This window comes from Vibrio sp. 1751 (assembly GCF_033339895.1).
GTDB lineage: Bacteria > Pseudomonadota > Gammaproteobacteria > Enterobacterales > Vibrionaceae > Vibrio > Vibrio alginolyticus.
In genome coordinates, this window is record NZ_JAWOVM010000093.1 from 1 (window position 1) to 14,358 (window position 14,358).

General features: G+C 47.1%; 10 protein-coding genes. 5 read left to right on the forward strand and 5 right to left on the reverse strand.

Going from position 1 to position 14,358, the window contains the following annotated elements; translation table 11 throughout:
• Positions 1–89: 89 nt before the first annotated feature.
• Both R7041_RS19910 and glmS read left to right on the forward strand, forming a co-directional pair.
• A complete protein-coding gene (locus tag R7041_RS19910) occupies positions 90–851 on the forward strand; it encodes a DeoR/GlpR family DNA-binding transcription regulator (protein WP_005379701.1) in 762 nt (253 codons plus the stop codon).
• 110 nt (positions 852–961) lie between these two features.
• Entirely contained in the window at positions 962–2,794 is a 1,833-nt protein-coding gene (gene glmS / locus R7041_RS19915) for a glutamine--fructose-6-phosphate transaminase (isomerizing) (protein WP_005379702.1), read from the forward strand.
• 82 nt (positions 2,795–2,876) lie between these two features.
• Here glmS and R7041_RS19920 read toward each other — a convergent pair whose 3' ends face one another.
• Positions 2,877–3,959, reverse strand: coding sequence for a glycerol dehydrogenase (locus tag R7041_RS19920; RefSeq protein WP_005379703.1), 1,083 nt, complete (start codon positions 3,957–3,959; stop codon positions 2,877–2,879).
• A 352-nt stretch (positions 3,960–4,311) separates the two neighbouring features.
• Between R7041_RS19920 and dhaK the strand changes: the two genes are divergently transcribed.
• The 3 genes from dhaK to ptsP are packed head-to-tail and all read left to right on the forward strand — an operon-like array spanning position 4,312 to position 8,422.
• A complete protein-coding gene (gene dhaK / locus R7041_RS19925) occupies positions 4,312–5,370 on the forward strand; it encodes a dihydroxyacetone kinase subunit DhaK (protein WP_005379704.1) in 1,059 nt (352 codons plus the stop codon).
• Between the two features lie 15 nt (positions 5,371–5,385).
• Positions 5,386–6,021 (forward strand): dihydroxyacetone kinase subunit DhaL, encoded by a 636-nt coding sequence (gene dhaL, locus R7041_RS19930; RefSeq protein ID WP_005379705.1) that lies wholly within the window; start codon positions 5,386–5,388, stop codon positions 6,019–6,021.
• A 1-nt stretch (position 6,022) separates the two neighbouring features.
• Positions 6,023–8,422 carry a phosphoenolpyruvate--protein phosphotransferase gene (ptsP, locus tag R7041_RS19935; RefSeq protein ID WP_206949306.1) on the forward strand — a complete coding sequence of 800 codons (2,400 nt, stop codon included), beginning with the start codon at positions 6,023–6,025 and terminating at the stop codon, positions 8,420–8,422.
• 80 nt (positions 8,423–8,502) lie between these two features.
• On the opposite strand, the gene dhaR is transcribed toward ptsP, so the two are convergent.
• The 4 genes from dhaR to R7041_RS19955 form a co-directional block, all read right to left on the reverse strand.
• Entirely contained in the window at positions 8,503–10,428 is a 1,926-nt protein-coding gene (gene dhaR / locus R7041_RS19940) for a dihydroxyacetone kinase operon transcriptional regulator DhaR (protein ID WP_206949305.1), read from the reverse strand.
• A gap of 145 nt (positions 10,429–10,573) precedes the next feature.
• The gene (locus R7041_RS19945; RefSeq protein WP_005379708.1) at positions 10,574–11,104 is read right to left on the reverse strand and encodes an MltR family transcriptional regulator; all 531 of its coding nucleotides are present in this window, start codon (positions 11,102–11,104) and stop codon (positions 10,574–10,576) included.
• A gap of 86 nt (positions 11,105–11,190) precedes the next feature.
• The gene (locus R7041_RS19950) at positions 11,191–12,339 is read right to left on the reverse strand and encodes a mannitol-1-phosphate 5-dehydrogenase (protein WP_053306863.1); all 1,149 of its coding nucleotides are present in this window, start codon (positions 12,337–12,339) and stop codon (positions 11,191–11,193) included.
• 111 nt (positions 12,340–12,450) lie between these two features.
• On the reverse strand, positions 12,451–14,358 hold a 1,908-nt coding region (locus R7041_RS19955), incomplete at its 5' end, for a PTS mannitol transporter subunit IICBA (protein WP_318128694.1).

Sequence of the window (14,358 nt, forward strand, 5' to 3'; positions counted from 1 at the left end):
TATTAATTTTTTGGATCGAAATAAATGGACTTAAAAGTTTCGGTTTGACTATAATAAGTTTCACATCGAAACTTAAAATCAAAACTTAAATGTCGAAACGAAATACTCAATTAAGAAGACACGCCATTTCTAACTTGGTTTCTGAACTAGGAGAAGTCAGCGTTGATGAACTTGCTCAGAAATTCGAAACCTCAGAGGTCACGATTAGAAAGGATTTAGCTTCTTTAGAGAAAAACGGCCAACTTCTACGCCGCTATGGCGGTGCGATTGCTATCCCAAAGGAAGTCATTCACGAAGAATTGGGCGCTAATGTTTCGACTCGAAAGTTAAGCTTAGCAAAAGCAGCAGCATCATTGATTCGCGATCATAATCGCATCGTGATCGACAGTGGCAGCACGACTGCCGCGCTGATTCAACAGTTGAATGATAAACGTGGCTTAGTGGTCATGACCAACTCGTTGCATGTTGCTAACGCTCTTAATGAATTAGAGAGCGAACCGACACTGCTGATGACTGGCGGTACTTGGGATACGCACTCAGAGTCCTTTCAAGGCAAAGTAGCCGAATCTGTATTACGAGCTTACGACTTTGACCAACTATTCATCGGTGCGGATGGCATCGATCTCGAGCGTGGAACCACGACATTTAATGAATTGGTTGGCTTAAGTAAGGTAATGGCAGAAGCGTCACGTGAAGTGATCGTAATGATCGAGTCCGAAAAAATCGGCCGTAAGATCCCAAACTTAGAGCTCGCTTGGCATCAAGTTGATGTGTTGGTGACCGATGCAGATATCCAAGCAGAGCATAAAGTACAGATTGAACAACATGGCGTGAAAGTCATTTGCGCCTAATAATGTAATCAGTTTCATATTTCACTTCCCTCTGGATAAAGGCCTTTGCTTGCTGCCTCTATTTGAAATCATGGCTAGGGAAGGACAAAACTACAAACGGAGATAAACACATGTGTGGAATCGTAGGTGCAGTAGCACAACGAGATGTTGCAGAAATTTTGGTTGAAGGTCTACGCCGCTTAGAGTACCGCGGTTACGACTCTGCTGGCGTTGCGGTTGTTGATGGCGAATCAAACCTAACGCGCGTTCGTCGCTTGGGTAAAGTACAAGAATTGGCTGATGCAGTAGAAGAAGCAAAAGTGATCGGCGGAACTGGTATTGCGCACACTCGTTGGGCGACGCACGGTGAACCTTCTGAAATCAATGCTCACCCACACATGTCTGGTGATATCGCAGTGGTCCATAACGGCATCATCGAAAACCATGAAGAGCTGCGTGAGCTGCTTCAATCTCGTGGCTACGTGTTTGAATCGCAAACGGACACAGAAGTTATCGCACACATGGTTGAGTGGGAACTTCGTACTTCAGAAACGCTATTAGAAGCGGTACAAAAAACAGCAAAACAACTTGAAGGCGCATACGGCACGGTAGCGTTGGATCGCAAAGACCCATCTCGCATCGTAGTAGCACGTTCAGGCAGCCCGATCGTGATCGGTTTTGGTGTAGGTGAAAACTTCCTAGCGTCTGACCAACTTGCATTACTTAACGTTACGCGCCGTTTCATGTACCTAGAAGAAGGGGACGTAGCAGAAATTACTCGCCGTGAAGTCACTGTGTTTGATGCAACGGGTGAGCCAGTTGAGCGTGAAATTGTTGAATCTAATGCAGAGCATGATGCAGGTGATAAAGGCCAATACCGTCACTTCATGCAAAAAGAAATCTATGAGCAACCTAAAGCGTTGATCAACACAATGGAAGGTCGTATCACGTCAGATTCTGTTGTGACAGACGCGATCGGTGTGCACGCGGCAGACATTCTAAGCAAAGTAGAACACGTACAAATCGTGGCGTGTGGTACGTCTTACAACGCAGGTATGACGGCACGTTACTGGTTTGAAGACATTGCAGGCGTTAGCTGTGATGTAGAAATTGCGTCTGAATTCCGTTACCGCAAGTTTGTGACTCGTCCAAACAGCCTTCTTATTACGTTGTCTCAGTCTGGTGAAACTGCAGATACGTTAGCAGCACTTCGCCTAGCAAAAGAGAAAGGTTACATGGCGGCGATGACCATTTGTAACGTAGCAGGCTCTTCTCTGGTTCGTGAATCAGATTTTGCGTTCATGACTCGCGCTGGTGTTGAAATCGGTGTGGCTTCAACCAAAGCGTTCACGACTCAGCTTTCTGCACTACTTATGCTGGTAACAGCACTGGGTAAAGAGCAAGGTCGCATCAGCAAAGAGAAAGAAAAAGAGATTGTTGAAGCGCTACACGCACTTCCTAAGCAAATCAACGCGGCACTTTCTTTCGAGAAAGAAATTGAAGCACTAGCAACGGATTTTGCAGACAAGCACCACACATTGTTCCTAGGCCGTGGCGAGTTCTACCCAATCGCGATGGAAGCGTCTCTAAAACTGAAAGAGATCTCGTACATCCACGCAGAAGCGTACGCGGCGGGTGAACTGAAACACGGTCCTCTTGCGCTGATTGATGCTGACATGCCTGTTGTTGTGGTTGCACCAAGCAACGACCTACTTGAAAAGCTAAAATCAAACGTTGAGGAAGTACGTGCGCGTGGCGGTCTTCTGTATGTATTCGCAGATGCAGACGCAGGCTTCGAAGGCGATGAAACAATGAAGATCATCACGATGCCTCACGTTAGTGAAATCACGGCGGCGATCTACTACACCATCCCAATGCAATTGCTGTCTTACTACGTAGCACTGATCAAAGGTACGGACGTAGACCAACCACGTAACCTGGCGAAAGCGGTAACGGTTGAGTAATTGCGCTTAACAGCAAAAATCCAAGCGGCACATGCGAGAGTATGTGCCGCTTTTTTATTTAAGCCCACTTTAAGGGGGTGAGTTATTGACCCAACTGGTGAGCGGTTAGAATTGCAGAGTAGACATTTTCTGCCGTCACTGGGAATGGCATATTGTGGATGGTTTCTCCCTCGGCCGTTGAGGCTTCGGCGACCTCGCGCAACTTAGCGTGGTTAAGCTCTTTAACGCCCATATCAAATAAGTTGGTTGGTAGACCTACAGAGCGGCAGAATGCAAGAACCGTATTAATCTCTTCCATCGCTGCGTTTTCTAATACCAGCTGAACTAGTGTGCCGAACGCGACTTTCTCACCATGATAGAGATGATGACACTCTTCAAGCTTAGTTAGGCCGTTATGAATAGCGTGAGCACCCGCTAGACCACTGCTTTCAAAACCGATACCGCTCAGGTATGTATTGGCTTCAATAATGTTTTCTACCGCTTTGGTGCTCACACCATTTTCTACCGCAGCTTTTGCTTTTACACCATCTTCAAGCAAGGTTTCATAGCAAAGTTTCGCAAGCGCTTGTGCTGAACGCGTCGCTAACCCACCAGCCATTGTTGCCTTACCAGAAGTCATGTTGGCACGAGCTTCAAAGTAGGTGGAAAGCGCGTCGCCCATCCCCGATACAAGTAAGCGAACAGGGGCTTTGGCGATGACTGACGTATCCATGATGACCATGTCTGGGTTTTTAGGGATCATCAAATATTCTGCAAATTCACCTTCAGGGGTGTATATCACCGCAAGCGCTGAGGTTGGCGCATCAGTCGAGGCAATCGTAGGAACCACCACGACAGGAATTTTGGTGTAAAACGCAACAGCCTTTGCTGTATCTAACGTTTTACCACCACCAATACCGACAATGACATCGTGTTTTTGAGTGGCACAAATGTCCGTGATGCGTTCAATCTCAACGCGCGAACATTCGCCACCAAAAATGTTCATAGTGAGTGGAAGCTTTTCGTCAGCAAAGCTTTGTTTGACGTCATCACCAACCAGGTTAGTCACGAACTCATCGGCAATTACTAACGGACGTTCACCTAATGTTTTCACATAGTGAGCGATAGATGTAAGTACTTGTTCACCTTGGACGTATTTGCTTGGGCTGATAATAATTTTGTCCATAATTCAAACCTTTAACCTTTTTATGTGTGTTTTGGACTGCAATGAATATCCATTGTAGGGATAAGGTTTATATTAGGTTTGGTGTGGTAAGTGGTGAAGGATATCTCTGCTTTTGTTCCATGCTTTTATGACCTCTGTGTCAAACTGACTCTCAGAAGTAATAAGCATCAGCATGCTTTATGGCGCCGATCACTATTCAAGCGAATCTGTCGTTTTTCGTTTCATATTGAAACGAAAATACCGAAGTCGTTGTTTCAATATGAAACAGATTGATTTTTGTTGAGCACGTTTTTTCTCTGTTTAAGATGAATTCATACCCTACATAAAAATATAAATGGAATGAGATAGAACGATGAAAAAATTAATTAACCAAGTTGATGATGTTGTATTGCAGCAAATGGAAGGCCTGGCATTGTCCCGCCCTGAGCTAAAAGCGAACTACGAACCTCGTTACATGTGGCATGAGGAAACGCCGGGGCAAGTGGCATTGGTTTCTGGTGGTGGCTGTGGTCATGAACCTTTGCACGCTGGTTTTATTGGTAAAGGCATGCTGACAGGCGCCTGTCCTGGTGAGGTGTTTACTTCACCAACGCCAGATCAAATGTACGAATGTGGTAACCAAGTGAATACCGGTGAGGGCGTGCTGTTTATCATTAAAAACTACACCGGCGATGTGTTGAACTTTGAAACGGCTGTGGAGCTGCTTCATACCGATGGTATCAAAGTTGGGTCGGTGTTGGTGGATGACGATGTTGCAGTCAAAGACAGCCTATACACCGCTGGTCGCCGTGGCGTTGCTGGAACGGTATTGGTTGAAAAGTTAGTTGGGGCTGCCGCGAGCAAAGGTTATTCGTTGGAGCAATGTGAAGCGCTGGCTCGTCGCGTGAATAATCACTGTCGTTCATTTGGCGTGGCGCTTAATGCTTGTGTTGTACCCGCAGCAGGTAAACCATCTTTTGTTCTGGAAGATGATGAAGTGGAGTTTGGTGTTGGTATCCATGGCGAACCAGGTATCAAGCGAGTGAAATACACCGATGTCGATACGTTAGTGGATGAAATGTTTGCTGAAGTTGCTGAAAACACACCTTATCAGCGCACATTGCGTATTTGGAATCGTGACGAAGGTGAATGGGATGAAGTGGAATCCAGCATTGAGCCTTTCGCCGCTGAACACGACTACATCGTGATGGTGAATGGTATGGGTGGTACGCCAACTTCAGAGCTTTACGGAGTGTACCGCCGTCTGGCTCATAACTGCGAGCAAGCAGGGTTCCGTATCGTGCGTAATATGGTTGGTAACTTCTGTACGTCACTCGATATGGAAGGCGTTTCGATTACGTTGCTGAAGGCAGATAAAGAGATGTTGGAGCTGTTCGATGCTCCTGTCGATACGGCCGCGATCAAGTGGTAAGAGGGGGGAGCAAACATGCAAATTGAAAAACAACATATCGTTCACTGGCTAGAGTTATGTGCAAAAACGTATCAAGAGAATCAAGATTTTCTGACCGACCTTGATCGTGATATTGGTGACGCAGACCATGGTCTCAATATGAACCGTGGCTTTAAAAAAGTTGCTGAAAAACTGCCGCAATTTGCGGACCAAAATATCGGCAGCATTCTCAAGAATACGGGCATGACCTTACTTTCTAGTGTTGGTGGGGCAAGTGGCCCGCTGTATGGCACGCTGTTTATTCGCACGGCTGCCGCTGTCGGAACCCGAGAGCAACTAACGTTTGAAGAGTTGGTCGATGCACTAAAAAGCGGTGTGGATGGCGTGGTGTCTCGTGGTAAAGCGGAACTGGGTGATAAAACCATGTGTGATGTTTGGTTACCCGTTTTAGTTAGCGTGAAGGCGTCGTTAGAAAATGGCATGAGCGCCGATCACTTACTTAATGAAATGGTTGAGCTAGCAGAAACGAACGCGGTTGCCACGATTGAAATGTTGGCGAAAAAAGGGCGAGCAAGCTATTTAGGTGAACGCAGTATTGGTCACCAAGATCCCGGTGCAACCTCTTCTTTGTTAATGATTAAAGCACTACAGCAGGCAATAGCAGGTAATTAAGATGGTGGGAATTGTAGTTGTATCTCATAGTCGTCGACTTGCCGAAGGGGTGGCAGAACTTGCCACCCAAATGACGCAAGGCAAAGCCAAGCTTGCGATTGCGGCTGGGATTGATGATCCAGAGAACCCGATCGGAACCGATGCCATTGCCGTGATGGAAGCGATTGAGCAGGTACAAGATCAACAAGGGGTTGTTGTGTTGATGGATCTTGGCAGCGCGTTGCTTAGCACGGAAATGGCTCTGGACCTGATTGATGATCATGTGAGGGAAAATGTCACCCTTATCTCGGCACCTATTGTTGAAGGAACCATGGCGGCGTCGGTGGCTGCCGCCGCCGGACTGCCTTTATCGACGGTAGTCGAAGAGGCACAGAATGCGTTAAGCGTAAAACAAGAGCACCTTGGTGATCAGCCACTAACATCCGCTGAGATAGCGCCAGTATCAGAGAACTTTGAGCAAGAATGGACATTTGATTGGGTGGTGCAAAATCCGCATGGATTACATGCTCGTCCCGCTGCGGCCATTGTTGGTGCACTCGCGCCTTTTGACTGCCAATTATGGTTGAAAAAAGGCGAGCGCCGTGTGAACGCGAAAAGCTTAAACAGCATTGCGAAACTTGGCGTTCGTAGCCAAGAGACGATCACGCTGTGCGCACTCGGCTCTCAATCCAGTGAAGCAATCAAGGCATTTGAAGCCTTAGCTTATGAGCACTTCGGAGAAAAAGAGGCGGTTGAGCAAGGCATTATCGAACCTGAAGAAAGTTCAGATACTCTGCTCGATGGCATGGCCTCAAATCAGATTGAAGGTGCTGTTGTTGGTATTCGAGTCAATGACGGTATCGCTACTGCTCCTACTGTCCTTTTTACTCATGAAATGCCAGCAGTGCCTGAACGTGATTTCCAAAGTGAACAAGATGAAATTGAACGGGTTAAGCGTGCGATAGGCGTGGTTGTTCAACATTTGCAGGAGCAAGCGAAGCAGCCGAAAGGGGAAATATTTGCTGCTCATAGCATGATGCTCAGTGACCCAGAATTATGGGCATCGGTCGAGTCGCGAATTCAAACGGGCATGATAGCCGAGCAAGCTTGGGTAGAATCACTGCAAACGTTGGCCGAAGAGTTTCGCCAGGCAGAAAGTCAGTACATGCGGGAACGCGAAGCAGATGTACATGATATCGCACGCCAAGTTATGGTCGAAATGACAGGCGTAACGCCTAATGCCATCGACATTCAGGAACCGAGTATTTTGTTGGCCCGCGACCTGATGCCTTCTGATGTGGCCGGGCTTGATAAATCGAAAGTGCTTGGTATCTGTTTGAGTGAAGGAGGGAAAACCTCTCACAGTGCGATTCTTGCTCGTGCGATGGGGATTCCTGCCATCGTTAAAGCTCAGGGCTGCCTTGATGCTGTGCGTGCTGGTCAAGTGGTGACTATTGATGGCTTCCGAGGGCATTTATGGTTCTCTCCTTCAGATGCCGTACAGCAGGAATTAGAAGCGCAACAAATTGAGTGGCAAAGCACCCGACAAAGTGCACTAGCGAGTGCTCAGCAAGCCGCAGTCACCTGTGATGGTGTCCATATTCCAGTATTCGCCAATATTGGTGGACCGAAAGATATTGATGATGCACTAACATCAGGAGCTGAGGGCGTTGGTCTATTTCGGACTGAGTTTCTATTTCAAAACAGTGATGAGTTGCCAACTGAGGAAGCGCAATACCAAGTGTATCGTGATATTGCCGCCGCACTTGGTGATAAGCCACTTACGATTCGTAGTCTAGATGTTGGCGGTGATAAGCCTTTAGCCGCTTATCCTATGCCAGCGGAAGATAATCCATTTTTAGGTTTGAGAGGGGTGCGGTTGTGCCTTCAACATGAGTCATTGTTTACCGCTCAACTTCGAGCCATTCTGAGAGCCTTTCACGAGCAACCGAATATTCAATTGATGATACCGATGGTGGCTCAGGTTGAAGAAGTGAGAAAAGTAAAAGTGCTGTTGGCGCATCAAGCAAACCAACTCGGCTTGGATGCGACTCATTTGCGCGTTGGTATTATGATTGAGGTGCCAGCCGCGGTATTAAATGCTGATGCGTTAGCCCAAGAAGTCGACTTTTTCTCTATCGGCACCAATGATTTGACTCAATATGTTATGGCCGCCGATCGAGGTAACGCCGCTGTTGCTGAATTGGTGAACTACTTTGAACCATCGGTACTAAAAGCCATTGAGCTCACGTGTGCAGCAGGCGATCGCGCGGGCATACCGGTTAGTATGTGTGGTGAGATGGCTGGCGATCCAAATGCCACAGAAACATTGCTCCGCGTGGGGTTGCGAAAATTCAGCGCCAGTTCGAGCATGCTACCGGGACTAAAAGCGCAGATTCGTCAGTTGTCTGTCGATGTTTAATCGATACCTTATCGTTAGTACACCTGTACCGGCGTGCTTACGCCGGTTTTACTTTTGTTATAGGAACGCCAATTCACGACTTAATACAGCTTCATTTGCTCCTGCAGCCCAAACTTATTAATTTTTCTCCATAAGGTCGTGCGGCCAATTTGCAATGCTTTCGCCATATCATGCATTTTGCCATCACACTGATTCCAAGCCTGAACAATCGCTCTTCTCTCGGCTTCTTCTAACGTGATTACTGGCGTATTTTCTGCGGTATGGCGAGAATTCAGTTTAATGTCTTCAGGAATATCGTTCAGCTTGATTAAGTTGGAACTGCGGTTAAGCAAAATTCGCTCAGTTCGATTTCTTAATTCAGAGTTGTTGCCTGACCAACGAAAATTCATCAACGCTTCCAGTGCGACTGGTTCTATCGAGATAGTCACATTGTGGCGGCGTTCGTAATGGCTGATAAGCTGCTGGACGAGAAATTCAATGTCTTCTTTACGCTTTCGTAGTGGTGGAATATGCAGCTCGTTCGAGGAGATTTCATAATAAAGTTGCCGACCAAATGAGCGCTGAGTGACATACTCGCTGATCTCTGAAGAGGTGCTGGTGATAAGTTGAAAGTCTACGGGGATCAATCGCAAACTGTCGCTGCGGCTGACGAGCCCAGTTTTTAACAACTTAAGTAGCACGGCTTGTAAATCGGGCGACAGATATTCCACCTTTTCTAAAAAGAGCGTACCGCCATGGGCGAGCTCAAACTTTGAAGGCATGCCTTGCCCCTCGTCGTATCCCAGGGTTTCTTTGACCAGTTGCTCTGTATTGATGGAGCGACAGTTGAGCGTAATGAATGGCCCTTCTTTGTAGGTGCTTTCGTTATGAATCGCCATGGCGAGAGTGGCTTTTCCTACGCCTTCTTCACCTGTAATTAGAATTGGTGATTTGGACTTTATGGCCCGTTTTGCCACGGTAATGACATGCTTCATTTTTCGTGAAATGACAGGCAAAGTGCTGAACGTATAGCGCGCACTGCCACCTATTTGTTGTTGAGCAAGTTCGCGAATTTTATCGATAGGGTGCAAGAACAATAAGTGTGTGCCGTCGTTGAGTGGACGCAAGGTGATGATCGCTTCAACAAACTCGCCACGAACCTCTACCGTTGTGAGTTTACGGTTTATGCTCGCACCTGACTCAATACTAGTAAGGACATTCGGTGGGAAGCGCAAAACAGAAAAGACTTCTTTATCCAAGACCTGACTGGCTTCAATGTTTAACAAACGCTCGGACTGGTGATTTACCATGGTTATACGGCTTTCTTCATCCCAGGCCAGAAGGCCGTCATCCATGCACTCTAACGTTGCGTTATGCGCACAAGTGAGGCGGTTCATGTTTTCTTGTTCCGACTGAATGTGGATTTGCAAGCTGACTTCTTTCGCGCTCGACGCGATGATGACTAAGTCTTCTTTCTTATAGCTCTCTGCTTTTTTGAGAAGGCATGTTGTGCCGCGTAACTTGCCAAACTGGTCGAAAACAGGCGCCGCTACAGAGGCATAAGGATGTAAGTGGCGATTGAAATGTTCTGCTGCGAAAACTTCACACGGGATATGAGTACTAATACAGAGATTGACTGCATTTGTGCCTATCTTTCCTTCGGAGAGAAAACAGCCTTGTTTTATGCCGAGCGCTTGCATCTCTTGTCGCATTGAGTCATGTCCCACAACAGATAGAATGCAGCCGTTGCCATCGGTTACCATCAATAGCAGGTCTTCGTCCCCTAGCATGTCGTAAGTGTCTTCAAGTACGGTCGTGGCGCATTCGATGAGGTGCTCGTTGCGTTTCATCAGAGATGAGAAGGTAAATCCAGAGGCAATATGTGGCTTTGACCAGGTGTAAGGGCTGCATTGCTTTATGCAACGCTCCCACGACTCGAGGACGGGAGTGCGGGAAAATTCTGGAGATACCCAGTGGTGTTTCTGGAAAAACTCCCACTTAGTTTTAGTGTCTTCGATTGAAAGCATGCGATCCCGTTTCAATACTAGCGATAGATTGGTCTGATGTTACAGAGACATCGGAATATGGACTGTGATGGCTTTCACGCACGTTGTATAGAAGAATGTGCAAAAAGAGGGGCGAGTTGAGGAGGCTTCCTTGCCAGTTTTTCGATTAAAAAGGGCTGTCTTTGCCGAGCTCATTGCAAATCTCGACAATGGCAAGTGAGAGCCCTGACTTAATGATTTGTTGTTGACGTTGCAGCTGTAGCTGATAAAACTCAAGGTCGATGTCGTCATCTGGTTCGCTGACTTCCAGTTGCACCATGCCCATTTTCTTCACCAAGTGCAGTTTCTTAATTGGTTCTAGAATATTCGGGTCAGTGAATTCGTAATCTGAAGCGTCACTATTGAGTTGGTTTTTGAGTTTGATGATGTCTTCGATGTCGTGGTAAATGTCATCGGGGAGCACTCCCAAGCCAAACAATAACTTCAAACGAACAGACAGATCGCCCAGCGGTCCAGAGTCTTGTAGCAGCGGACCGACAACCGATTGAACAGCGAAGTTATCTTTACGAAAGATTCTTTGCACCAACCCGTCGATCGAATCGTTAAAAACGTCGACTGCTGCAATGAAAAAGCCTCGTACCGATGGTGCGCTGTTTAATCGCTCAATGATCTCGGTTTCGTTGATGTTATCTGCCATATACTGAATACATTTCTAATTATTAGCTATCCCAACTCTTCAAGCAGAGAAGGACATAGAAGGGGAGCCAAGCTCCCCTAGGTAAATCAAAGTTGGTTGTAAAGTGTCTCGATTTGAGCCACTTCATCACTGTCTTCTGCAAGACCTGTGTATGTCGCTAGCGTCTTCTTCACACCCACTTCTTTTAATGAGGTTTGCAGTTCTACTGCTTGTGGGTCGGTGTCGTTAGTGTACTTCAACGCAGCGGCAATGCCTTTCAAAAGTGTTTTATTTTCAGTGCCATACTCAATTGTACCGAGTAAAGGCTTCACTAATCTATCGTTTGCACCCAATTTTCTAATTGGTTGACGACCTACGCGATCCACCTCATCCACTAAGTATGGGTTGGCAAAGCGTCCTAAAATCTTCTCGATGTAGGCGTTGTGCATGTCACGGTCGAAGCCGTAGCGTTTGATCAGCACTTCACCACTCTCTTGCATCGCCTGTTTTACTTCAGCGTGAATGCTTGGGTCTTCAATTGCTTCACGAATGGTGCGATGGCCTTTCAAGCAACCTAGGTAAGCGGTAATGCAGTGGCCTGTATTGAGAGTGAATAGCTTGCGTTCTACGAATGCCATTAGGTTGTTGGTTCTTTCCATGCCAGCTATGTCAGGGATTTCGCCCTTGAATTGCTGCTCATCCACAATCCATTCGCTAAAACTCTCTACAGTGACTTCTAGTGGGTCATCGTTCGCCGCTTCTGCTGGTGGTACGATGCGGTCCACTGCGGAGTCGACGAAGCCAACTAGCTCGTCTGCTTTCGCGTGTAATGATTCATCCAAATGTTTGTACACTTCACCTTTTAGGTGAGTCGTGCCACGAACCATGTTTTCGCACGCGATGATGTTCAATGGTTTATCGTTACCTGCTGCAAAGCGTTTAGCAATGCCGGTAGCGATGGTTTTTGCAATGATGTCCAGTACGTTAGGGCCAACCGCTGTTGTTACCAAGTCGGTTTTTACAATGCGGTCGATGACATCTTCACTGGCTGAGTTTACCGCGGTGACGTGAGTTACTGTGTCGATTTGGCACTCAGTACCGACCACTTTTACTTTGTATTCTTGCTTGTGACTCAGTTGGTCGACGAGTGGAGCGTCAACGTCTGCAAATGTGACCTCGACTTCTGCATCTGCTAAGAGTTTTCCGATGAAGCCACGACCAATGTTACCTGCGCCAAAATGAACTGCGTTTTTCATAATTCTTACCTACCAATGTCTAAAATGTTGACTTACGAAACTAGGGGGAGGCCAACCGCATAGGGGGTGACAGCTGACCTCATTTGCCTCAGGAGCAAATTAAAGGGGTAATTAAGCCGCTTGTTGACCGCCAAGGATGTTCAGAATCTCTTCCACATCGTTGGTGCTGGTTAGCTTCTCAATTGCCTCCGGCTCATCGAGCGCGTTCGTAATGGTGGTAATCACCTGGATGTGCTCATCGTTCTTAGCGGCAATGCCGATAACCAGTTTCGCTACATCATCGTCGTCTTCAGTAAATTGGATACCCGATGGGTATTGGCAGATTACAATGCCGGTTTTCTTCACGCGGTCTTTCGCTTCTACCGTGCCGTGAGGCACTGCGATAGATTCGCCTAGGTAAGTTGGAACCAATGCTTCACGCTCAAACATCGCGTCTACGTATTCTGGTTCTGCGTAGCCAAGTTCGACCAACTTGTTGCCCGCGAAGCGAATCGCTTCTTCTTTGTTGGCAGCTTTCAAACCTAGGTGAATGTTCTCACGCTGGATTTGGAACACCGACGTTTGCTGTGGCTCGAAGTTGTCGTCGTTTGCTGCCACGAGCGACACTTTTACCATTTGGTCGTCATTGGCTGCGGATTGGTTTTGTGCGGCTAGTAGTTTGGTGACTAGCTGGTTGTACATTTCGCTGTCTAGGAAGTTAGTCAATGAAATGTGGTGTGCGTTTGGAGCATGCTTACGTGCACGATCCGTTAAGTCTTTATGAGTAATCACGATATCTGCACTCTCTGGTAAGCTGTTAATGGCAAGGTTGGTTACGTGGATGTTCAGACCTGCGTCTTGAACCTTTTTGCGTAGCATGCTCGCGCCCATTGCACTCGAGCCCATGCCCGCATCACAAGCGACAATGATGCTTTGTACTGTCGCTAGGTCTACGTCACCTTTGCTTTGGCTGTTTACCACCGCATCGTTTTTAGATGCAGATTTCATGTCTTTCATTTGTGATGTTGCTTTCTCTAGTGCTGCTTCATCACCGTCTTCTTCTGTTGACGTTTGAGTCTTCATTAGCAGTGCTGCTACGGCGAATGACACGCCTGTTGCTGCTGCGATAGACGCTAGAACACCAACGATTGAGCCTTTCTGAGTCATCAACAAGATTGCAAAGATTGAACCTGGTGATGCTGGAGAAACGATACCTGCGTTAAAGATAGTTAGAACGAATACGCCAGTCATACCACCTGCGATAGCCGCAAGGATTAGGCGAGGGTTCATTAGGATGTATGGGAAGTAAATCTCGTGGATACCGCCGAAGAAGTGGATGATTGATGCACCACCTGCAGTTTGACGAGCCGTACCTTTACCAAACACCATGTAAGCTAGCAGGATACCTAGACCAGGACCTGGGTTTGCTTCGATTAGGAAGAAGATCGACTGACCTGTTTCAGACGCTTGCTGGATACCCAGTGGAGAGAAAATACCGTGGTTGATCGCATTGTTTAGGAAAAGGATCTTCGCAGGTTCAACGAAGATTGAAGTCAGTGGTAGTAGGTGAGCAGAAACTAGGAAGTTAACGCCAGCCGCCAAGCCACCAGAAAGAATTTTTACGAATGGACCGATAAAGATGAAAGCAAGGATCGCACACAGCATGCCGATGATGCCCGCAGAGAAGTTGTTAACCAACATCTCGAAGCCACTTTTTACTTTACCATCGATGTAGTTATCGAATTTCTTGATAGCCCAGCCGCCCATTGGGCCGACCATCATTGCACCCATAAACATTGGGATGTCTGTGCCGACAATCACACCCATTGTTGTGATTGCACCGACTACCGCACCACGATCGCCACCAACTAATTTACCACCGGTGTAACCGATAAGTAGTGGCAGCAAGTAGGTAATCATTGGGCCAACCATAGAGGCTAACGTTTCGTTTGGTAGCCATCCAGTTGGGATAAATAGAGCAGTGATAAAGCCCCACGCGATAAACGCGCCGATGTTTGGCATTACCATGTTTGACAGAAA